This is a genomic window from Candidatus Thorarchaeota archaeon, from assembly GCA_021498125.1.
GTDB lineage: Archaea > Asgardarchaeota > Thorarchaeia > Thorarchaeales > Thorarchaeaceae > B65-G9.
This window is the reverse complement of record JAIZWL010000007.1, coordinates 44,717-66,666: the sequence shown is the minus strand read 5'-3', so window position 1 is coordinate 66,666 and position 21,950 is coordinate 44,717. Positions and strand designations below refer to the sequence as shown.

Genomic DNA, 21,950 nt, shown 5'->3' with positions numbered 1-21,950 from the left:
GACGGCGCGAATCACTATTGATGTCCGTGTCGAAGATAATTGTGTCGCGGAATCATTGACGATCCTATGGCTGAGAGTGGTCAGACTTTTTCTGAACACGAGTAGCACGATACTTGTCAAGTAGTGTGTCAACCTTCTCGTATATGGGGGCAGTCCCGGCCATCAGTCCTGAGACAACTCCGTCTTTTGAGGTGATCACGGGACGAGAAGAAGACATCAATAGATATCGGAGAAATTCTACGTCCGTGACCTTTCGGCCCATACGCCGTTGGTGTCGCATCTTTTCTTCTTCCCAGACAAGAATATCGTGTTCTGTGAGACCCTTGAAGAGCTTGTTCTTAGTTCCTTTCACACCAGACATAACGAGTCCCTTCAGCGTTTAGGTTAGTTAGAATGTTAACCACCTGTTTTCCGGTCATGGCAGTATATGGAAGTAAGTACTACGCCACTTCAAGAGAGACATGTAGACCCTACTATGTTGGCGGGTATTTTCCGATCGAGATTGAATAATGGCCGGATCAGTATATGGTCGTTCTGAGTGAAGGCCTGTCAGTTGTATTGTTAGATTCTGTGAGGGTAAAGAACAGCTGCGCAAAACTTGGACATTGTTGGACATCCACCTGATTTATCCCGTATTATGCCACAGCCCTCCATCGGTTGATTATCATGTTCTCGGTCTCTGAGGCTGCCAGTCGTCTGGGGGTCTGTCCTAAGACCATCCGCCGCTGGCACAACTCCGGTCGGCTCCACTGTCACAGGACACTGGGCGGGCATAGGCGCATCACTGCTGCCGAACTCCAGCGCCTCCTCGCTCTTCGTGCTCCTTCTGCCTCATCCCGCTCTCATCGCTCTGCACCGCAGCAGCACGATGCGACAGGTACCACCATGACCATTACCACTACTGTGGCGATCTATGCCCGGGTCTCCAGCCATCGTCAGGCACGAGATGGTGACCTGCTGCGTCAACAGGAACTGCTGGTCAAGGCCGTACGCGCACGCAACGGGGTCGATCCCATGGTCTTCACCGACATCGGGTCTGGTCTCAACATGCGACGAAGAGGGCTTCTCCGCCTCCTTAGAACCGCTCGCAGGGGCCTTCTTCATACTGTAGTCGTGACACACCGCGATCGGCTCGCCCGCTTTGCAGTGTCACTCATCGAACGCCTTCTTGCCGATCATGGAGTCCATCTCCTTGTCCTCTGTGAAGAGGCACCGGAACACAGGACTCCTCAGGAGGAACTGGTGGCAGACCTGCTCGCTCTCATCGCCTCCTTCTCCGGGAGAGTCTATGGGCTCAGAGCCGCAGCTCTCAGGTCTAGACGCGGCGCGTCTGGGACTGCCTCCGCCTAGCCTTTGTGCACAGAGACTGGCGACCACATAGCCGTCGGTCACAGATCATAGACGATATGCACACCCTGCCGCTTCAGGAAGTCCTCAAGGCCATCCCGCACAGTGGCGAACAGGTCACCATCCAACTCAACACCACCACCGTGTCGCAACCACTGCTCCAGCACTTCATCCAGCACCTCTCTGTGGATGCCTCGCCCACGAAGGTCGCTGAGCAGGGCGCCCGTCCGGATCACACGCGAGGTTTCCTCTTCTCGGCCTAGCAGATGCAGCTCTATGCCGTCCCGCCCCGCCACCCAGCAGTCAAAGACGAATCCGTTCTCGTTCAGTGTACGAATACGTACATCATCCGCCTCGTCAAGAAGGACACCATCAAAGTCTGGATCTCCCGGCTGCGCGCCCTCTCTGGCCTCCGCCTCAAGCCGCTGCTGCTCCTCCGCCTCTGCCCACTCAACCTCGAGCCGGGCCTCCTCCTCTGCGGTCAGGACCGGCTCCTCAGAGGCACCTGGGTCGTAGCTCAGAGCACGAACCGGATAGCCCGCCGCTTCCAGTGCCTCCAGCAACTGGGGGTGCTGTCGCACCCAGTCCGGAATGACCACGCCCTCGCTGTACTCCACAACGATATCGGTCAGATACCCACTGCCATCATGTGGGTCAAAGACCATGCCTGCGTCTGTCAGCAGGGCCAGTTTGGTCCATGAGAGAGGGAGTTCTCTGAGTCCCGCAAGGAGCTGCTCCCGCTCTGGCAGGTTCATGGTCGCCACCCCGTCCTCGTCGGGGACTACCACATCGGTACATTGCCACAGACAGGACCACCGTCCGTCGTGCATGGTAGGCCCACTGTTTCTTGGCACAGGAGCAAATTGGAGTTGCACGGTGAGGCCCGTCACGCCACCGAGCAGGGACATCACATCTTCCGGCAAGATGGTGATTCCGTCGAGGGGCTCTCTGCGTTCCACCCAGGGCCTCAGCAGGGACAGCGGTACCAGACCACGAGGCAGGACGAGTTCTCTGTAGTGGATGTCTTCTATGGGGTTCCAGCTGACCTGACCACCAGCAAGGTCCACGGGTAGACCGGAGTCCATGGGCCACCGCAGAAAGGACAGGAGCTCACGCGTCTGGGAAAAGTGGTAGACACCATACATATCGGGGTTCGCCCTGCTCTCGCCAAGGGCGACCTCGTAGACGCCCTGAACCGTATCGAGAGACACTCTGACATGCACATGGTCCACGTCCCGGGTCTGTTCCATGACACGCTCCAGCAGCTCTGTGACATGCGCATCAATGGCCTCATGGTCCACGGCCGAGTCGTCCGGCTGGTACGCGGCCACATCTATGTCTGTGGGTCGGGAGAGGCTCAGCCATCTGAGGAGGCGAAGGTGGAGGGGAAGGGGGTGCAGCGTTCCAATACTCTTCTGTGCCACCTGCCGTTGTCGCGGGTACTCCAGCAGTCCGGAGCAGTGCCACTCCAGCGAGTCGTCCTCCATGACCAGACTCTTGAGCCATAGCAATAGCCTGCCATTGGATGTATGGACCACTGCTGCTGGAAAGACCTTCACGCTGGTGGAGACTCCACGGGCGCGTTCTGCGGCGGTCCACAGATGCGAGTAGTCGGTGATGCCACGGGCCCAGCCACCGCGCATCAGAAAGCGTGACCCCAATCGGAACAGGCCCATGAACCAGGGCTCTGAGGGACTGGGGGGCGCGGAGGAGGGAGTCTGCGGAAATAGTAGCCAGGCCAGTGGTTCGATAGTAGGATCCGTTTCGTCCTCGAGGATGAGCAGGCGACCATGACGCACCTCCAGAATTCTACGTGAGATCATCATGGGGCTATCCATTGTGGGCTCGGTCACATCATCGGCGGGGTGGTGGCGGGTCTCAGGTACAGGCCGTCGGAGGCGTTGCAGGTTCGAGAGCCGGGACCGCAGATTCGAGTAGAGGGCATGCGTGCTGTACCGCGACACCGTATCGCCCAGTGCCTCACGATCGATTTCCAGACCGATGTGGATGAGGACCCACTGCCCCACGGCTCTCCAGAGTGTCTGTATCGCCTCCGGACGGGGTGAATCAACAAGCCGTCTCACGATGGCGGTGATGAGCAGGAATAGTGCATTTCCGTAGAGGAGGAACAGGTTGGGGACGGTACGGAGTCGCTGTTCCACGAGTTGGCGATTGTTCCGACTCAGGATCTCTCGTGACTGGAGGCGCTCCTCTCGCAGCAGCAGCCAGACCTCACGGGTCTCCTTTCGGGAGAGCAGCACATGCGCCACCTGCTGCAATGCATCTAGTGACGCTCCGGTCCTCAGTCCCTCTGCACATATAGTCCTGACTCGTTCGAGGAGGTTTACAAGGTCTTCATCGAAGAGTATCTCAGTTCGCCTCGTCAGGAAACGTGCTGTATTGCTCAGTCTGTGCAACTCGCGTCTGCGGTGTTCCTCGGTGTCCAGTGTCGTATTCCACAAGGCAATGGGTGGAGGTCGATGGGTCACCCGTTTGTGCCTCGACTCCGCTGCCACGTCATCATTGGCGTCATGAGCACGCTCATGTTTCCAGCGCCACGAACGAGTGATTCCTCCCGGTGGGGAGTAGTTCCTACGCTCCACAAGGAGCGACGCGGCAATCTGCGGCCGCAGGGTGAGGCGCGCCTCCAGTCTGTCGTACCTGTCGGTCGTGGCAGCCTTCTCTGATGGAGGTCTAATTGAGCGAGAAGGTGGTGGTAGTGGTCGCTGGTCTAACTCCACACGCTCGCCATGTGCCTCAAGGACTGCTGGGAGGCCCGGCCCATGGGAACGGGAACGGCTCAGACTTGGGAGCAGGGTCATGGCTGCTTCTACGAGTTCTTCGGTGTTGATGAACGGGGACTGGATGCTTGAGAGGGTGACTCCTCTGCCGTACATGGGTCGTTCGCGCTGGCCAGTCTGATCTTCGGCCTTGGTCATATCGAGGACCGGGCGTCTGTCCACGGTGGCGGCTCTGAACCGTGCGCTCCACCCCGTCAGCTGCGGCACATGGATAACAGTGCTCCACGGTCTACTCGCAGAGGGCAGGTCCTGGACTATGACCCGGGCGTCCTCGGCCACGGGAGCACGCCAGCCAAAGACACGTGGCGGCAGGGGGAGGTTCCAGATGATCTCATCCAGTACTCTTGCCCGGGGGGAGTCATGTGGAAGGGGGCGAACCCTGTGTTTCTGAAAAACGGGGTCCATACGCGAGTCCGGCACGCCTGTGTCAAGCCAGAGGACCTCTCTGTTCTCTCCGTCGAGCCACCGGACCAGTCGTTCCTCAAGGACACGTAGCGTACCGTTCGAGAGGGGGCGGAGGCGTGAGAGTTCACTCCAGCCGTCAAGGATGATGACCGTGCTCCCGTTCCCATATGATTGTAGTATGTCGGCCATGTGGCCCTTCAGAACTGTAAGGTTGTTCCCCGTGGGTTCGCGCAGGAAGACATTCATTGCCTCATGGATATCAACGAAGTGGATGTGATCCACCAGTCCTCGTAGTCGCCTCAGACGGTCTCGTGGGATGCCGCCCCTAACGTTCACAGAATGAAGACCGAGACGACGATAGAGGAGTGTTCTGTGGCCCTCTGTGGGATAGACACCTCGAAAGTCGAGCCACACGATCGTGGGGGGTGGCCTATGACCAGAACACAATTCGTCAAGATGATTGATCAGGTGCCATCGCGTGGCTACAGTGGTCGCAGCCGGGCCATAGGAGGTGGGCGACGCCACGGACACGTACAGGGTGAAGAACGCCTTGTGGTCCCTTCGTTGAGCAAAGGGATCCTGTTCCGGTAGGGTTGGTGGCGGTCCCGTTCTGTTCTCTCTCACGGGTGGTGGCGCGTTCCCCTGTCGTGTAGAGGGGAGCACCACTACTGCGATCCGAGAGTCTGAACCCGATACTGCAAACAGTGTCCTCTGTGAGGGGTCGGGACCGCCAGCGATGAGTTCCTCCCCCAGCCCTCTGAGGAGTTCCATGAACTGACTGTACGCCTCATCCCGCTGTCGTTGAGTCGTATCAATCAGAATGACACCCTGCCAGAGTGTTCCGGGTGGTCGAGGGTCGTTTGTGATTAGGTCGCTGTATTCCTGTATGATGGCTCGTGAGTACAGGTCAAGTTGGTGTTCTGCGCTCAACGTGGGTGTCGAATGAAGGACCCGTTCCCACTCCGAGTCGGTGAGTGGCCGCCTCTCGATGATGGGATGAGGAACACGGGTATCATACTTCTTTGTGCGCGGCCTGATGCCAATAATAGTGAAGTCAAAGGCCGACTTGGTCTTGATCTCCAGCACTGCGATGGGCGTCCACACCACCCTCTCATCAATAATTCTTCTCAGAAAGAGGACGATGTCGGCAGCGCCCGCGCCTTCGCCGAGGACGGACAGCTCTGCCACGAAGAGCGTGTCTGAAGGCCTATCAAGGAGTCCATCGCCATGAAGGACCACGGACTTCAGTGAGGCGGGATGTGGCAGGCCGCTGAGGAGCATCCGATGCCAGTCGGTGCCCTGATGTTGGGCAAGCGTCGTGACCCGTTCCATAAGGCGGTCCACATCCGCCTCTCCGATGTTGGCCCGGTCGATCTGGTCGAGGATCTCCTGTGCCTGTGCGATAGCCTCCGTGTCCTCCAATTCCTTCAGGGCGTGGAGGGCGTTCTGTCGCAGGGTCTCGATATTGGCGGAGGCAGTCTGAAACTCCCGTACCAATCTACTCATGCGTTGTCTTCTCCCCGCTCTGACGCCGTACTCTGCTCTTATCTCAAGGACGATGTTCCGCAGTTCCCGGTCTGCCTCGGGAAAGAAGTCCTTGCGTCCCCTCTCTCCACCAGTATAGACATATTCCAGAAAGGGAGCGAGTTCGTGGATGAGCCTGTCGATGTATGCCTGTGCAATGGTCCGTGGGACATTGTGAATGAAGCACTGGCGCACCAGTTCCACGACGTGAGCCCGGATCATGTCCACAAAGTCCAGGGAGGGAAGGGTGGGATGCGCGAGGAAGACACGGGGATAGGTCCGGGAGGTCGGATAGCCCGCCCGCCAATAGGTCTTGACCGCACCATCGTCTTCTCCTCTCAACCCTGCCATATGCTCGTTGAGGACCACTTGCCGCCCGTCACGATATTCCCTGATCTGATACTTCTTCGGTTCGGGAAAGGGATACTGTGTCACTGCCAGCTCTCGCAGTCGTGCGCCTGCATAGTTCAATAGTGCGTTGAGGGGGCCAACTGTCCCCTCTCTCCATGAGTAGACTCTCTTACGTTCTACGTTTCCGTATCTGCGAGTACTATTCCAGACCATCTTGAGAAAGAGGCGTCGCAGGTTCGGTTCTGCATTTCTGATCGGCGAGAAGTCGCGTGTCCGCCCCGTGCCCGACCTGCGATAGCGTGTTCGTGCCCGTCGCCAGAGGGACTCCATGGCCTCTGCGAGGCAGGGGTTTCCATATCTTGCGCGTGTCGAGCCCATCCGTGCCACGGCCGAGAGTCCCGTATAGATGGACTGGATGAGGACCTCGTTCGGTCGCGGGTTGGCACTTCGTCGTGGCAAGTTGTTCACCATGGCTATGCTTGTAGTCATATATAAGTAATTCCACATTGTTTGGAATACTGAATATCGGTCTATCATGGCATTATAAGCCAAATATTGGCATAATAGCCCTTTTTGCTTGATAGATTAATAAGGGAAAGTGGAGTATAAGTAGAATGAGTAAGAATGAAAGAGCGAAGAGAAATGACGACCACAGGTACAGTCCGGTGTCATTCGCGGACGCAAGCAATGCAAAAGACAATGAATGACAGATTAATAAGGTGGTCGTCTATCCATACTGGTCTAACCTATCTGATTGAAGAGTTCACATTGAACTCTTCTGAGAGAGTAGTCTTGCGAAAAGGAAAGGGGCGACAGCCGGACCCCCGATTTAGAAGAGGAAGGTGGAACGAGGAAATCCAAGAGATGCTCTCACGAGAGCACGGACGAAAAGTAGAGAGAATAGATCTGAATGTGCTATCAGGACACTTTGAGAAGTATGTAGAGATAGTAAATGACGTGCTCTCCAGAGTCTATAGTGACAAGGAACTACTGGAGCGACTGGGAGAAGAGTTGGTTGAGAAAGCAGGCCATGGCTACGTAGTTCTGAAGCGCAATAGCGCTCTGGCTTACAAGGACAATGAGGCAATCCGCGAGAAGACGTATGAACGGCTCTATCGGAACGCACTAGAACAAGCAGCAAGAATTGTCCAGAGTGACTGGATGAGGCGACAGTTATTAATAGCGGGGCTGGAAGTCCTGAACAATGATCAAGACCTGCTCAGACGCCTCTTAGGCAACAAGTACATCCCCCGTCAACTCATCCAACTGATGAAGGACACCCTCAAGAAAAAGAATGGGAATTCGTACTACTATGCCCTCTCCGCAGCACAACAGCTGAGAAAGCGGCTCGACCATGAACTTCTCGGGTCGAGAGGCGAACCACTTGGCTGGCGGACAAGCCAACGTCGTCGTGTCTCCAAGTACGTACGAGAGGACCCTTCTAGTTTCTCACTCGCAAGAGATACGATTCGCGGTTGGCTAAAAAACGGCTACCCGTTCGAGACCCCGCTCATGCTCTCGGCAGTCTGTGATTTTTCAGCCTCGACGGAAAACATGCCCGGACAGGGCTACTGGTTCAGCCTCGACAGGGACCGCGAGAACGAGGTCCTCTTCCACCTGAAGCTTCCTCGCCCCATTCGTGGACGCGAACACAAGTCCTCCCCCTATCGCGTGCAGACCCTGACCCTCCGGTTTCTCGACTGGCTGGTCCGTGCCGCACAGAGAGATGAGCGAAAGGCACGGGATGCAGCCATGCACGGAAAGAAGGGGCGCGCACGTCAGTTACGGTTCCGAGCTGCAAAGATGAGAGACCAGCACATGCAGCTCGTGAACACCATAGAACTCCAGCACGCAGTGTATCGCCTCACGCGCCTCAAGAGTCGAAAGGGCGACCCTGAAGAGATCGAGCGACTGAAGACACGGGTCGCACGACTGAGGCTCGCACGACGCAGTGCTCCTCCACGTATAATCATGAGGGGGGAGCGGGTCGTCCTGCAGATACCCTTCCTGCCACCGCATCGCGAACTCATTGCGAAGACCATCGGCGAGAGAGAGTATCACAGACGTGCCGGAGCCGACCGCGGGGTTCGTGTGCCACTGGTGGTCTCGGTGAGTACGGGAAAAGACAGGTATGTCGATGAGATCATCGAGATGACAGGCCTGCTGGAAAGACGAGAGGCGCTCCGGCAGGAGACCCGATGGCTGAGCGGAGAGGTGGCACGAAAAAAGAGGAACTGGGAGTCAAAGACAGAGACAAAAAAGATGGGGACAAGCGAATATAGACAGCAGTATCCCGGGCCTCTCCTGAAGAAGATGAGGCATCTGGCGGCGGTCTGGAGAAAGATACGAAGACTGGACAGAGAGATCGCACGACAGGTGGCCTCACGAGCGGTGTGGTGGTGTGAGGAACACGAGGTGCGGACGCTGGTCTTCGAGAGCCTGAAGAACTACACGCCGCCCGCTGGAAAGAGAGGCCTGTCCTGGGCGCTGAGTACGAACCTGTGGGCCAGAATATGGGAGACCATAGTGTACATGAGGCAGCAGCTGGGCCACAAGTATGGAGGGGTGTGGAGTGTGAACCCCAAGTGGACCTCGCAGACCTGTAGTGCGTGCGGAGAGCGAGGCTACAGGATCGAGTGGCCGGGGGCGAGAGAGGAGCGGCGAGGCGGCGAGTACTTCTACTGTCCGCACTGTGAGGCGGAACTCCATGCGGATGTGAACGCCGCAAGGAATATCATCTATGTGCCCAGTGCCGTTGCTGGGCGGACAGACGGGACGGCATGTCCAAGATTGTCCAACTAACAATCAACGGTTGCCAACGGCAGTCCTATTCTCTATTTATTGACATGAAAAAAAAAATACCTCTAGAGGAGGCCCCCATCATAAGGGACCACCCCTAGATAATCTGCTGCATGAGACCAGCTAAGACCTACGCTTTGCTAAGACAATTACAACGATCACCACGAGAATACCAAGTCCTGCCAAGAGTATGAAGGAAGGACCCATAATAAAGAATGTAGTGACCGAAATGGTAGGCGGCATTGTTGAAGAGATCGTGTTTTCCGTGACTGTGACAAAGACCGTGTCACTGTTCTGATTGCCTGTTGAATCGTAGACGACCAGCGTATAGTTGTAAGACCCGACACTAAGACCATCTACATCCACAGTGATCGGACTTCCATCCCAGGTTCCGAATCCCACAACGGTTCCGTTCCTGTAGACCTTGTAACTTGAGGGGAATTTGTCTTCAGGATGCCAAGTGATAGAATGCCCACTTGTGCCTTCAGCATATTGAAGATCCAAGGGATGATCGATCGAGGGCGCAATAGTATCGACCAACTGGATAGGATGATAATCTATGGCGCCACCCTTACCTGAGACGTGGTAGACTCCAGTACCATTGTAATCGGACCAGTAGTTGCCGATGTCCGTACTGTTCCAATGATTGTCATCATTCACGTCGTAGCCATTGCTAACATTATTCCATGCAAATGCATTGAGCCAGAGAGTATTATTAGCCGAGAGATATGAGAGATATACCCCATACTCATTCATGCTGACCGTGTTGTTCACGATCTCGTTATTCGACGAGTAATAGTAAAGGTATACGCCATATTTGCTCAAACTGACCGTGTTGTTCACGATCTCGTTATTCGACGAGGAAACGAAAGTCATGCCATTAACAGTATTCGACCGAATAACGCAATCTTTCACAGTGTTGTTGGATGAAGATGAAAAGGACACTCCATTCCAACCGTTCGCGGTGATGGTATTATTAACAATGGTCGTACCTGATGAGAAGCCCAGTTGGATTCCCACTGATACGTTATTGAACTGACCGTTCTCCACCCGTACTCCTGTGCAGTTGGCAAGGATCACCTGACCATACTGGCTCCCATCGATAGTGCCGCTGGTCAGGTTCCAGAAGTAGCCCAAAGGCTTTCCGTTCACGGTCGTGTCGGAACTGATCTGCTGATACCAGTCGTCCACAGAAGAGGCATCGATTACAAGACCATTATTCACAAATGTTGTATGATTGATGCGACAATTCGAAGAAGAATCCAAATCCACACCAATCAACACGTTCGCAGTGATCGTATTGTTCTCGATGGTGTTGTTCGGAGCAAATACGAACGACACACCATACATCCCGTTCTCAGAAATTGCATTAGCAACGACGGCATTGTATGATGAGGACGATAATGACACACCTGCGTATCCGTTCGCAGTGAACGTGTTGTTCTCGATAAGATTATTCGACGAGGACGAAAATGATACACCGGCCCATATGTTTGCAGTGAACGTGTTGTTCTCGATGAGGTTATTCGACGAGGATTTGAGACCGACACCAGCCCACCCGTTCTCAGTGAACGTGTTATTCCTGATGAGATTATCCGATGAGGATGAGAATGACACTCCGTAAGAACCATTACGGATGTGACAGCCAGTAATCAATCCGTTTTTCACCCCATCAAATGAGATCCCAACTCCATTATTGCTAATATCACTGGTGAGAAAACAATCACGAATGACAAAGTAGGCGTCGGTATGTGATACATCGATGCACGTACTAGTCGCAGTGATATTTAGCCCCGCAATCACGTACGGATCTGCCTTGGTACCGCTTCCCGGCCAGCCCTGTGAAGCAAAGTCCGCATTTGAAGTGATAGTGATCGGACCATGCGGGGTAAAGGCCAGAGAGTACTGGAATGAACTCCCAGATACTGATGGAGGTTCCAGATCATGTTCAGATGGCACTGCACTCAGAGAAACTGAGTTACGTATAGGTTGCATAGTTGTTGTTAATATTATTACAAAAAATATGGTTAAGACTATTTTGGTGGTTGGCGCATCTGCCTTCAAGATAACACCCCATTCTCGCATGGCACAAGTTTGTATATATGCGTTAACAATAAAGCAGCACATTTTGAGCAGTAGAATGATCGATCGGTCAAAAATCAAGAAGATATTGAAGAGCCGTGGACTCGAACATAGAACAGAGTGAGTTGTGCTAAAGATGGTGATTGCCTCTGAATGCCTTATGCCGGCCTATATCTAAAGTCGAACACGGGAGGATCTTCGCTAACCACACCGGCCAAAGAGAACCATCTTTCAATCACAGGAAGGGTCTCAGAAGACTTAACCTCTACCAGATAGTAAATCTACATGAGGCATGTAAATGACTTCGATTCCTGAAATGACACTGGAGGAACTTGTACGAAGAATTGAAAAGATCCGGGATGTTGGATGGATTCGATCGTATAGGAAGGGCAATACCGGAGTTGGTCACACAATGGAAGGGCTTCTTGGCCTTCCGGAGACAAATGTGGCCCTACCCGATTGGGGACTACTGGAGATCAAGACAACACGACGCGATTCTAAGACACCAATCACACTTATGTCAAAGGCCCCGAAGTTGCATCAGTACAAGAGCCGGGCCGAGTTCATGCAAGCCCATGGATACTGGGATGAGAAACGGAATAGACAAGCACTATACCTTACACTAGATGCTATCAGCGAGAATAACCGTCATTGGAAGATGATAGTTGATAAGGACAACGAGAGAATTCTGTTCTCACATAACGATGAGATCGTTGCCTCCCAAGACTTTCAGTCACTAGAAGACAAACTGTCGAGGAAAGTCTCAAACTTGGTCTTGATAATTGCGGAGAGGAAACGAGAGGGGAAAGAAGAATTCTTTCGATATGATGAAGCATATCTACTTGCCAACGCGGACATCACGAAGTGTATTGAACTCATAGAGAATGGCGATATTACATTTGATTGGCGAATGCATGTAAAAAGCGATGGCACCGTCAGAGATCACGGCCCGTGTTACCGAATGCTTGAGACCAAGATGCCAAAATTGTTCAGAGAAAAGATAAGGATCATCTAAGGCTTGTGTAGAACGACTATATGCTCGCTATGCATTGTGTCCGCTTTTTCACCTTCAACGTTCTCTGGAGCATTTTGCCATGGCATTCGTTTAGTTGGAATTTTACGAGGGATCATCTGCTCCAACTCAAAACCCATCGCCTCGCCTAATTCAGAGACGATCACATGTGTCGGAATTCTGACCCTGCTCATTAACCGGTTTCCCAAGACTATGCATACTTGTGAATCACTACGCATCTTATCATAGATTGAGAGTAACGAGCCGTTGAGGTCATTGAAAAAGCCCAATAATTGCTTTGCTCGCTTCTCACTCTTTGCTTGCACCTGATGATAGATCGCTGAGAGGCTCTCACTCTCAAGATCGCCATTTGCATGATCATGTTTGTTTGAGCCACCCAGACTTCGTTTGTCAACAGAAACAACGTCTTCGTGTTCGAGACCTAGCAAAAGGGCGAGATACTTCGAGTACTGACCATAGGCGACCGTTGTTGCACTGTCACCATACGGGGGCGAAGTCACGACGAGATCTACTGAGCGAGGAGCGATAGGTGCGACACGATTGTCAACTTCAAATATCTCAGGAGTGGAGACCTCTTTATCAGCAAGTGCTGCATGAAATGACTTCATCAACGGGACGCACCGTTGAACATGCTTGGCAAAAATTGCCGCGACCTCCGGCTGAAAACGATCCAACTTTTCCTTACGCATCCGCACGATCTTGAATTCGCCACGTTTCATATTAGAAACATCACGAACAGTGGAAGCAAAGCATAAGCGGAAGAAATCTCGCAGGTCAGAATCTTCGATCCCGTTAATGACGGCCAATATTTGCGCGAGATCGTTTTGAACATATTTTTTAAACCAATAGTCGATATTATGCATTGGTGGCACCGGAGCTTCTATGTCGCCCGGCTTTAGTGACAGGACCTGTTCGATGATCTTTCTGCTTGTAATGCTCAGCAGATCGGGTTCTATTGGTGTGGTCTTGACTTTTGAGAGAAAGATAGCAAAAGGATTCAGATCAGTCCCTATAGATCTTCGCTCTAAGAGCATTGACTCGACTAAAACAGTTCCTGACCCACAAAACGGATCCCAGACCGTTTCACCAGATTTCGAATACCGGAGTATCAATTTTCTTGCAATTTGAGGAATCATTCTTGCTGGATAGGGATGAAGCCCATGAGTCATATAGTTTGTACTCGCTCTCTCAAATGTCCAATCATCAGACATTGCTCCGCCCTGTGAATCAAAGTCAGGGATCGTAGATTGCTCCATCACTATCAGTCACCACTTCCATACTTGAGCTTATCAGTGTACCGAATGAGAAAACTAGGAACTCTATTGGGGGAGTACCATCTGTATTTTGCGAACGTAATCTTTTAAGCCCCTACCAGAACGATTCAGTAGTCGATTGTGAATAAAAAATAATAGGGACAAAGACCTCTTAAAATGAAAAATGGGAACTCCAAAAGGAGTCCACCATTGTTGGTAGTATAGGGAAGGCATTCAGATCTGTGTCTAATGATCTCTATTAGCTCTAGGTTCATCTAGTTTACGGCATGTGTCAGTTACCTATTGGCCTATCCTTCGCCGTCGGCCCGCTTTTCTGTTGGCGTAGTTTTGGGAGGGGAAGAGGACGAAGAGGCGGGGGTAAATGTGGTCTCTTTAGGTTTAGTAGACTGATGATGGTACAGTGACTGACCAGTGTCTCGGAAGTGAGAGACCTGAACCCAGTCCACGGCCTTATCAGACAAGACCCCGATCTTCTTTATTCGGAACATGATGATGGCCGCCACGTCGATGATAATGATGTTCATAATCAGGAGCATTAGAGAACCAACCCCGATATGAATTCCAATAGCGGAACCGCTGATCGCGCCCAGAGTAATCATCATGCCAACGTTGACAGCAGGAGGCATGAGGGCGGCGGATATTGCGACACCGACAAGTGATGACATGTCACCACGAGTCACAGAGACTGCCACTGCTGCCCCTGAGAAGATCGCAACACCGACATCAAGTGCGGAAAATCCACCTCGACGAGTTATCTCGGTGAGGACTTGAGAGTTCCAGTCATTCTCGACAATGGTCATTAGGGAGGGCGGCCCCGGAGAGAGGAAAGGCATCAACATCGCCATGATCGCACCGACTGCAAAAGAGAGAGCAAGTGCGAACAGTTCGTTCCGCGTGCCTTTGATAAACAGGCCCTTATCACCCACCACATGACCAAGTGCAACTCCCAACATGGGACCCATCAGGGGTGAGAGAAGCATCGAAGCAACAATGATCGTGACGTTGTTCTGAATGAGACCAACACCGGCCATCAGTGCAGCTAGGATGACAAATGCAACAAAGTCAAAACTCAGAGATGCCTGCTTCTTGACGTTGCGATAGATCTCTTCAACAGCAAGAGTTGCCTCTCGTTGAAACTTCTCGTCTGTTGATTCTTCTTTGATATCACCAGGGAGAGAGACCTTCGTATCAATAACGTCGATCAGGCCATACTCTATACCAAGACCCCTACTCTTGAGAGCCTCCACCATGTCGGAAACAAGGTCGTCGGGAACACGGAAGAATAGGAGGTGAGCCGTGCCCACATCAATACGCTGAATGTTCACAACTTCCATTGCCTCAACAAGGAAATTATAGATGCTCTCAGTCTTATCGTAGGGCAAGACTATCTGTACTAGTTTCACAGCATAGCCGCTCCATGAATCTACTATGATAGCGGGCCCAGTTCTATTAAGGATATTGGGCATGGCATTTTTAAATAACAATGCCCAGAAAATGAAAATTTTCCGGTGTACATTGCTGAACCTTTTTTTTTGGCACCAGTATTGGTACATCCCGAGGCGCATTAAATGACCATTCTTGAGATCCTAGCAGCTTGGTTTTTGCTCTCACTCACTGGCGCACTAGCACCCGGCCCGCTCTCGGCTGCGGTCATACAAAATGCAGCCAAGAGAGGCAGGCTATTTGGCATGCTCCCTATGGTCGGTCACTCGATCGTGGAGGTCGGAATTGTAATTGTTATTATTATCAGTGTCCACTCGCTTGTGATGACGCCATTCATGATTGCACTGATCATGGGAGCTGGGGGTCTCGTGGTCATCTTTTTTGGGCTTCTTGCGCTACGGGAATACCGATACTCTGCTGAAGAATTAGAAGACACGAGTGATGAGCAAAATACGCCACCGGTAACCGCCGCCAGCAACCATTCAGGGCGCATTGGTCAGCATTCTCTCCCCATACTTTCTGCTCTGGTGGTTCGCAATAGGTCTCTCTACCGTCACTGTCCTCGTGGTCGATCTTCAGGTGGGAGTAGGAACTATCCTCGTGGCTGGGATCCTCGTCTACCTGACCCATATCTCAACTGATCTCCTCTATGGTGCATTCTTGACCCTTGGAACAGACAAGGCTCGGAAGAAAGCAATGGTGGGAGGGATCAATTGGATGAATGTGGCGGTCGGTCTATTTCAGGTGACACTGGGAATCTGGTTCATCATAGGTTCACTGGGGGTCTCGTAAGAGCCACCATATTCAAGTAGCATCAGTCCCACGTTCTAGACGGTGCTGACCCATGACCAAAACACTCCTGCTCACAGGATTCGAGCCTTTTGACGGATCGTCTCTCAATCCCTCTGCCGAACTTGCAAAGGCAATGGACGACACAACGGTGGGTCAATTCAAAATTGTCGGCAAGGTTCTACATCTCGACTATACGCGGGCTCTTGATGAAGTCAGAGATGCAATCAATCAGCATAAGCCGTCAGTAGTGATCGCATGTGGCCAAGCAAATCGCGGAGCGATCACCTTCGAAAAGATAGCAGTCAATGCGCTTAACACAATGCGTGGAGATAACTACGAAAACATTCCAGAATCCGACCTAATTGAAAAAGAGGGCCCTCCTGCATATTTTACGGATCTCGATGTTGCATATCTTGCCAAGTCACTAAGAGATGAAGGAATCCCTGCAGAGGTCAGCTATCATGCAGGGACCTATGGCTGCAACTGGCTCTTTTACAATCTCATGCATTGGCGTGCAATGGACCAACTCACAGCACAAGTAGGGTTCATACATGTACCACCACTACCTGAGCAGATAATTGAGAAACATACCACAACGATACCTTCAATGCCGCTCCCCATGATCCTTCGCTCAATGCAGATCGTTATTGAGAGATTAAAATTCCGATAAAGCGGAAAGTCACAATTTCTTTCAGAGTTGGCACGGAATAATAAAAGAATAATATTTGCGCATAAATTTAAAGCATTGCTTTCATTGAAAGCCTATAATGCGATTGACGTGATCACTTCAACATGGGAAGTTAGAGAGGCGGGCTAAGTGTCACAAATGGTGGGTTCAACAGAATATTTTGAGTACAGGTTACTCAGAGCACAGAAACACAGTTTAGCGATCGGGATTGTCGTCTTGTTTTCGTGGATTGATCCCTTACTCGTATTATTGCTGATTCCGTCGGTATTTCGCTATACGAGCTATTGGTTCCAGCTCCTCACTACATGGTTTTTACTGGCATCCATAGCAGGAGTGATCCTAATAGCTAGAGCCTCATTGATCAAGTCATATCGTATATTGATTGACCAACTGAAAAAGATAGAACCCAACCCGCTCATCACTGATACGTATGCAGTCATCAGATTTGAAGATGTGATCGCATTTACCACACCGAGGACGGGAAGAATATATTTTGCAAAATTAGAACTGCTGAATGCACAGGTCGCGCACACGATCAATGTCCCAACTATCTTCAGAGACTGCCTGAAAAAGACTCTCGCCGATTTTAAGGTATATCGGTGTGAAGGACGCTATTCGGTCCCAACACCGGACAAACACATTTACACAGTCGATAGCGTGATCTATGTACTTCCGAGCATTATGAAACAATTCTGTTTACATCCTCGGGACTTTTCACAAGAGCAATTACTCCGACTGGTCATGGCAATTCAAGAGGATCACATAGCAGAGGCATGATCACCAGAACGGAATCCGTTGCAGCAAAATTTACAACCGATTCGTGTTTATCTGTACTTGAGTTTAGGAACTTTGATCCCGAGGAGATTGGAGAGAGGAAAGAGATGGAAGAATCAGTAACATCCTCAAATGAAGAAGAAGAGTTGTTGGCGGCTCTTAGAAAACAATCAAAGCAGGCTTGGAGGAGAGGTGCAGGATTAATTGTCATAGGGGTAATTTTGACAGTCCCAATTTTGCTTATGGAACTTGTTTTTTCGAATATACTATACTTGGTGTCAGTTATCATAGGAACCTTACTGGCCCTCATCGGCGGCTTTCAGGCCGAAGGCTCAGCAAAAATTGAATCGTATTTCTTACAAATAAGAATATTAAAAACTATCAACCAAGAACCAGTCATCACCAAAGAGTATGCGGTCACCCGAGTTGCAGATGTGATCATCTTCGCGGTACCCACCACAATAGGAAGTCTGTACTTTGTGCGAGATGATCGAATAAACGCGCAGACTTCAGAAAAGATTATTGTTCCCAAAAATTTCCTCAAACTCGGTTATCGCAAACTGGCGGGGTACAAAGTCCATCGAAGAAAAGGGCAGTTCGCAATCCCGACGCCAGAGGGAGCGATCATTACCACTAACTCCGAACTCATCAGACTCCCAACCACTACGACGGATTACTATCTTCATCCGAAGAACTTTACAAGGGAACGATTGATGGAATTGATCACGGCCATTTCAAACGGGCAATTCAACGAAAGCAGTTAAAATTATAGAATACCTTATCCCATGCAAACGAGAAATAAAGTTCATGTTAGTATATTATCGGATACAAATTATATCTATAAAATATTAAATACGAACTTCATTTTAATGAGAGGAATACAAATGGCTGAGGAAGACGAAGAGTTCTATCAGACTTGTTGGAACTATCCTGAAGCTATTGTAGCATTTGCCTTTTTTTGTTCAGCATAGTTCAGAGCGCAATTATCTATACAAGTATGGGGTTCCTTGCTTGGTTGGAGTATACTGGGATCTCAGTACCGATCATGGCTGTAATAATGGGATTCTGGCATTATTGGATCTATCCCGTATACTGTATCGAGAAGCAGGTCATTCCACATGTCCAAGAAAGACTCTCCATTCCAGAAGAGACTATTGATTACTATCGGACATTTATCCGCACTCGAAAGAGGATTCTTTTCGTTTGGGGACTTGCATCTATGTTCTTTGGCCAATTAATCTGGTCGTGGCTTAGTCCTTGGGCAGTGTCACTGTGGAAAACATATGGTATGGAGGCTGTATGGACGGTTCCGGGCGGGATTCTCATTCTTGCATATTTCACGATTTTAGGAACAGGTGGTGCAATCATCACCAAATATCTGAGACGTCGTGAAGACGAGAACCTGAGAGAGATCTTCGTTGTAGAAGACAAATGGCTCGATGTCCGTAAGATGATACAATCGATTTAGAGCGATTATCGTAGACCTCTGATACAAGCAAGTTCACATCATGTAATGACGGAACTTGATTCATAATTTGTAATGATGATATTCGCCCGTTTTATCACAGTCTTGCACTTTCTAAGAAAGATAAAATAAAAAGCAACCATTCAATATCTGAATACATCACGTTATACACACACGTTTTTAATAGATGGAAAGTAATAGTTTATGTGTATAAGCGATAAATGGTGCAACTCCAACTAAAGCATGAAATATGACAGTATTTTGGTGGTAGCGTCGATACACAGGATGATGGAAATGGACAATGATATTGAAAAGATTTTGATCACATTAAGAAATGACCCAAATGTAATTGCCGTCTTCCTCTTCGGTTCTGTTGCAAAAGGAGAAGCAAAACCACTCTCGGACACTGATATTGCAGTAATTTTAGACAAAACGGATTCTGAAAGTGAAGCAGATATTGGCAGCCTTTATTCCGATAGAATTGACTTAGTTCTCTTTCATCGCCTTCCGCTTCATATTCAATTTAATGTATTAAAAGAAGGCATTGAGATATTCAATAAAAATGAAACACATCTATTAGAGATTAAAAAGAAAGTTCTTAGGAATTACTTGGAGATCTCGTGGTTATATAGGCGAATCTCTGAGGGAGTGGGAGCATGAAACTTGTAGAGAACATTTTGCGATTTGAAAAACATTATAATAAGGCATCAATGCTCCGAGATAGAAACGTTTCAGATTATCTTGTGTACAATACGTTGGCAATGGAATGTTTTCAGACAGTAAATGCTCTTATTGATAGGTGAGTCCATTATAACAACACGGAAACTTGGCTTCCCTTCAACGTACAGAGAAATATTTGAAATTTTATTACAGGAACACTTGATGACAAATGAAATGTACAATGCCGCGAAGAAACTGGTATTCTTTAGAAATCTAATAGCACACGAATATTACAAAATATCAACCGACGAACTCTTAGAAATGATATCTCTACTAGAGATTGTGTATGATTTCGTTAGACAAGCAAAAAGCGAAATAAAATAAAGTAATATATGCAGCAAGATCATAAAATAATAACTCGAAAACGAGCTAGATGTCCGCGCGTCACTCAGCAATGTATGGGGTAAAAAATGTAATAAAATCCCTCCAAGTTAATCAACTATTCATCCCAACAATCAGAACGTCTCTAAAAGTTGCCAAGACAACGAATGCAATTATAGTACTGACAACCGTTGCGGCAATTCGCTCACCGAGCATGAACGGAAAGATGACTGATCCAAACACGACAGCTGGAACTGCCATCAAGTAGACAGCACCCATCGTCATCATAGAAAAGTCCGTCATGGTTCCAATGAAGGTGAATGGTAAGACCTGAGCGTATCTACGCCAACCTTCCTTCTCGGGATCGAACTCTATCTGATAGATCTGTAGAACCAGTGCAATAATAGCGGCAAGGGCATAGGGCAACATGAACCACCATGCAGTGTAATTGGGAATCTCATAAAGGGTAATAATAATTAGCATATAAATTGCTGTGAAGAGCGGCCCGGGAACCTTCCGCCCCCTGATAGTTGTAAATTTGCGAAGCGCGAGTCCTGTGAAGAGTCCCGAGATTGCGGGACCAAGGATAACGGGGGGATTAAGAAGGGCAAGACCTGCTGTTGGAACAACCGTGGCCAAGGCACCTTGAATGAGACCTGCGATAAGACCGTAGGCAAACCCACGGTGAGGACCAAGAAGGATCCCAAATAGTGGCGCAATACAAATCGAAAAACCGAGGGCGGTGCTGGTCACTCCGAAGGCACCAAAGAAGGTACTGATAGGAATGGTACTTGAAACACCATAGATGGCGGCAAGAATAGTGCCAATCACATCCAGCTTTGTAATGTTTGAGCTCTCAAAGTACGAGAGCTCAAGATCATCATGGCTACCATTCTCTGTCATACCGCTAAACCCGTACCCGCCGTCTTTGTGTGGCTTAAGAAACTTGCGTAAAGGCCATGCAGAGCGCTACTTCGTAGGTTGCGGATATGTGGGTTCATCAATAGGATAGAAATCCCAGTAGTCTTCAAAGTTCCAGTCCTTGCCAACAATCTTTTGATCCTTTGGAAGCTCTACAAACTCACCATTCTCAAAGGGGAAGAACTTCATCGTATGGTGATCATCACAGACGATGAGATCGGGGTGACCGGGTTTGCGCCAGTGCCCAACGATATAGACCCACTTCTCTTTGAATCCCTTTCCGACCTCCTCATAGGGCGGGTCTGAGAACGTGAACCCCTCTGACTTTCCGTAGTCGCCATAGGGATACCGAATAAGATGACCATGTTTGTCACGGACAATGAGATCAGGAGTTCCATTTCCCATCCAGTGGTCGACGAGATAATGCGTGAAATGATCCTTGAATCCACGACCTATACGACGTGGTTTGCCGTGACCCTTGAAGGTGCGCCCATCAAAGGGATATAACCAGAGGTCTCCATCTTTCTCTCGTACCACAAGGTCAGGTGTCGAACCTCCAGTCCAGTATCCCGCAAAGAGATGTGTGTACTTTTCTTTATCGAACCCGTCGCCTACTCGCTCATCGGAGCCGAGATCAACGAACTTTTCGCCATTCCACGGGAAGAGGCGCAGGTGACCATCCTCATCACGAACGAGGAGATCACTGGTACCGTTTCCTGTCCACTCAGCAACAATATAGTCCCATTCTGGTTTGAAACCGCGTCCAACTCGCTTTCCGGTATCATGCACCATGAAAGTCTGGCCTTCAAATCGATAGAATTTCAGATCGCCGTCCTTCTCCAACACAATAAGAGAATTACCACCACCAATTCGACGTTTCCCAGAAGAAGAACGCATCCAGTACCCTGGCAAATGTTTTTCGAACTTGAACCCTTTACCGACCTTTATTCCGGTCTCATAGACGCCAGCATCTCTATCAGGATAGAACGAGAAGAAGTCTCCTCGATTAAAGAACGGATACCATCTGAGTTCTCCATTATTTTTACGGACGACAAGTCCAGGCATTTATCCAGTCCTCCAATGTATGGTTCTAAATAGTTACATTTGTGTTTTGCGTGGACCGCATTTAATCATTCATCTGCTATATGCCTCATCAGTCTTGTGCATTGCAGATTAAATGAAAAAACCCATACCGGGTAAACAAGAGTGC

General features: G+C 50.0%; 18 protein-coding genes. 11 read left to right on the top strand and 7 right to left on the bottom strand.

Annotated features, from left to right (window positions below; genetic code table 11):
* Positions 1–64: 64 nt before the first annotated feature.
* On the bottom strand, positions 65–361 hold the full coding sequence (locus tag K9W43_12525) for a hypothetical protein (GenBank protein MCF2138051.1): 297 nt from the start codon (positions 359–361) through the stop codon (positions 65–67).
* Positions 362–666: 305 nt separating this feature from the next.
* On the opposite strand from K9W43_12525, the gene K9W43_12520 reads away from it, so the two are divergent.
* A complete protein-coding gene (locus K9W43_12520) occupies positions 667–1,350 on the top strand; it encodes an IS607 family transposase (GenBank protein ID MCF2138050.1) in 684 nt (227 codons plus the stop codon).
* A 38-nt stretch (positions 1,351–1,388) separates the two neighbouring features.
* On the opposite strand, the gene K9W43_12515 is transcribed toward K9W43_12520, so the two are convergent.
* The gene (locus K9W43_12515) at positions 1,389–6,887 is read right to left on the bottom strand and encodes a hypothetical protein (protein ID MCF2138049.1); all 5,499 of its coding nucleotides are present in this window, start codon (positions 6,885–6,887) and stop codon (positions 1,389–1,391) included.
* Positions 6,888–7,052: 165 nt separating this feature from the next.
* Here K9W43_12515 and K9W43_12510 point away from each other — a divergent pair, with 165 nt between their 5' ends.
* Positions 7,053–9,230 (top strand): transposase, encoded by a 2,178-nt coding sequence (locus K9W43_12510; protein ID MCF2138048.1) that lies wholly within the window; start codon positions 7,053–7,055, stop codon positions 9,228–9,230.
* A 120-nt stretch (positions 9,231–9,350) separates the two neighbouring features.
* Here the strand turns inward: K9W43_12510 and K9W43_12505 are convergent, their stop codons facing one another.
* The gene (locus tag K9W43_12505; protein ID MCF2138047.1) at positions 9,351–11,186 is read right to left on the bottom strand and encodes a right-handed parallel beta-helix repeat-containing protein; all 1,836 of its coding nucleotides are present in this window, start codon (positions 11,184–11,186) and stop codon (positions 9,351–9,353) included.
* Between the two features lie 421 nt (positions 11,187–11,607).
* On the opposite strand from K9W43_12505, the gene K9W43_12500 reads away from it, so the two are divergent.
* Positions 11,608–12,324, top strand: a complete 717-nt coding sequence (locus K9W43_12500; protein MCF2138046.1) for an MvaI/BcnI family restriction endonuclease — start codon at positions 11,608–11,610, stop codon at positions 12,322–12,324.
* On the opposite strand, the gene K9W43_12495 is transcribed toward K9W43_12500, so the two are convergent.
* Together K9W43_12495 and K9W43_12490 are read right to left on the bottom strand one after the other, a co-directional pair.
* Complete coding sequence (locus K9W43_12495) at positions 12,321–13,598, bottom strand: site-specific DNA-methyltransferase (protein MCF2138045.1); 1,278 nt, start codon at positions 13,596–13,598, stop codon at positions 12,321–12,323. The two genes, K9W43_12500 and K9W43_12495, sit on opposite strands and share 4 nt — an antisense overlap.
* A gap of 305 nt (positions 13,599–13,903) precedes the next feature.
* Positions 13,904–15,019 (bottom strand): TIGR00341 family protein, encoded by a 1,116-nt coding sequence (locus tag K9W43_12490; GenBank protein MCF2138044.1) that lies wholly within the window; start codon positions 15,017–15,019, stop codon positions 13,904–13,906.
* A 165-nt stretch (positions 15,020–15,184) separates the two neighbouring features.
* Here K9W43_12490 and K9W43_12485 point away from each other — a divergent pair, with 165 nt between their 5' ends.
* The 8 genes from K9W43_12485 to K9W43_12450 all read left to right on the top strand — a co-directional run bounded on the left by K9W43_12485 (position 15,185) and on the right by K9W43_12450 (position 19,822).
* Positions 15,185–15,700, top strand: a complete 516-nt coding sequence (locus tag K9W43_12485) for a LysE family translocator (GenBank protein MCF2138043.1) — start codon at positions 15,185–15,187, stop codon at positions 15,698–15,700.
* Complete coding sequence (locus K9W43_12480) at positions 15,660–15,851, top strand: hypothetical protein (GenBank protein ID MCF2138042.1); 192 nt, start codon at positions 15,660–15,662, stop codon at positions 15,849–15,851. Before K9W43_12485 ends, K9W43_12480 begins: the two co-directional genes overlap by 41 nt.
* A gap of 52 nt (positions 15,852–15,903) precedes the next feature.
* Complete coding sequence (locus K9W43_12475; protein ID MCF2138041.1) at positions 15,904–16,521, top strand: pyroglutamyl-peptidase I; 618 nt, start codon at positions 15,904–15,906, stop codon at positions 16,519–16,521.
* A 147-nt stretch (positions 16,522–16,668) separates the two neighbouring features.
* Entirely contained in the window at positions 16,669–17,316 is a 648-nt protein-coding gene (locus tag K9W43_12470) for a hypothetical protein (protein MCF2138040.1), read from the top strand.
* Positions 17,313–18,077 (top strand): hypothetical protein, encoded by a 765-nt coding sequence (locus K9W43_12465; GenBank protein MCF2138039.1) that lies wholly within the window; start codon positions 17,313–17,315, stop codon positions 18,075–18,077. The genes K9W43_12470 and K9W43_12465 overlap by 4 nt, the downstream gene beginning before the upstream one ends.
* A gap of 194 nt (positions 18,078–18,271) precedes the next feature.
* Positions 18,272–18,781, top strand: coding sequence for a hypothetical protein (locus K9W43_12460; GenBank protein ID MCF2138038.1), 510 nt, complete (start codon positions 18,272–18,274; stop codon positions 18,779–18,781).
* Between the two features lie 291 nt (positions 18,782–19,072).
* Complete coding sequence (locus K9W43_12455) at positions 19,073–19,438, top strand: nucleotidyltransferase domain-containing protein (protein ID MCF2138037.1); 366 nt, start codon at positions 19,073–19,075, stop codon at positions 19,436–19,438.
* A 123-nt stretch (positions 19,439–19,561) separates the two neighbouring features.
* Complete coding sequence (locus K9W43_12450) at positions 19,562–19,822, top strand: DUF86 domain-containing protein (protein ID MCF2138036.1); 261 nt, start codon at positions 19,562–19,564, stop codon at positions 19,820–19,822.
* A 111-nt stretch (positions 19,823–19,933) separates the two neighbouring features.
* On the opposite strand, the gene K9W43_12445 is transcribed toward K9W43_12450, so the two are convergent.
* Both K9W43_12445 and K9W43_12440 read right to left on the bottom strand, forming a co-directional pair.
* Positions 19,934–20,722: a hypothetical protein gene (locus tag K9W43_12445; GenBank protein ID MCF2138035.1), complete on the bottom strand. Its 789-nt coding sequence runs from the start codon at positions 20,720–20,722 to the stop codon at positions 19,934–19,936.
* Between the two features lie 66 nt (positions 20,723–20,788).
* Complete coding sequence (locus tag K9W43_12440; GenBank protein ID MCF2138034.1) at positions 20,789–21,805, bottom strand: hypothetical protein; 1,017 nt, start codon at positions 21,803–21,805, stop codon at positions 20,789–20,791.
* Positions 21,806–21,950: the final 145 nt, after the last annotated feature.

Coding starts and splice junctions, on each gene's coding strand:
- K9W43_12510 (MCF2138048.1), top strand. CDS start 7,053: ATGAAAGAGCGAAGAGAAATGACGACCACAGGTACAGTCCGGTGTCAT.
- K9W43_12440 (MCF2138034.1), bottom strand. CDS start 21,805: ATGCCTGGACTTGTCGTCCGTAAAAATAATGGAGAACTCAGATGGTAT.
- K9W43_12475 (MCF2138041.1), top strand. CDS start 15,904: ATGACCAAAACACTCCTGCTCACAGGATTCGAGCCTTTTGACGGATCG.
- K9W43_12455 (MCF2138037.1), top strand. CDS start 19,073: ATGGACAATGATATTGAAAAGATTTTGATCACATTAAGAAATGACCCA.
- K9W43_12445 (MCF2138035.1), bottom strand. CDS start 20,722: ATGACAGAGAATGGTAGCCATGATGATCTTGAGCTCTCGTACTTTGAG.
- K9W43_12520 (MCF2138050.1), top strand. CDS start 667: ATGTTCTCGGTCTCTGAGGCTGCCAGTCGTCTGGGGGTCTGTCCTAAG.
- K9W43_12500 (MCF2138046.1), top strand. CDS start 11,608: ATGACTTCGATTCCTGAAATGACACTGGAGGAACTTGTACGAAGAATT.
- K9W43_12485 (MCF2138043.1), top strand. CDS start 15,185: ATGACCATTCTTGAGATCCTAGCAGCTTGGTTTTTGCTCTCACTCACT.
- K9W43_12450 (MCF2138036.1), top strand. CDS start 19,562: ATGCTCTTATTGATAGGTGAGTCCATTATAACAACACGGAAACTTGGC.
- K9W43_12495 (MCF2138045.1), bottom strand. CDS start 13,598: ATGGAGCAATCTACGATCCCTGACTTTGATTCACAGGGCGGAGCAATG.
- K9W43_12525 (MCF2138051.1), bottom strand. CDS start 361: ATGTCTGGTGTGAAAGGAACTAAGAACAAGCTCTTCAAGGGTCTCACA.
- K9W43_12465 (MCF2138039.1), top strand. CDS start 17,313: ATGATCACCAGAACGGAATCCGTTGCAGCAAAATTTACAACCGATTCG.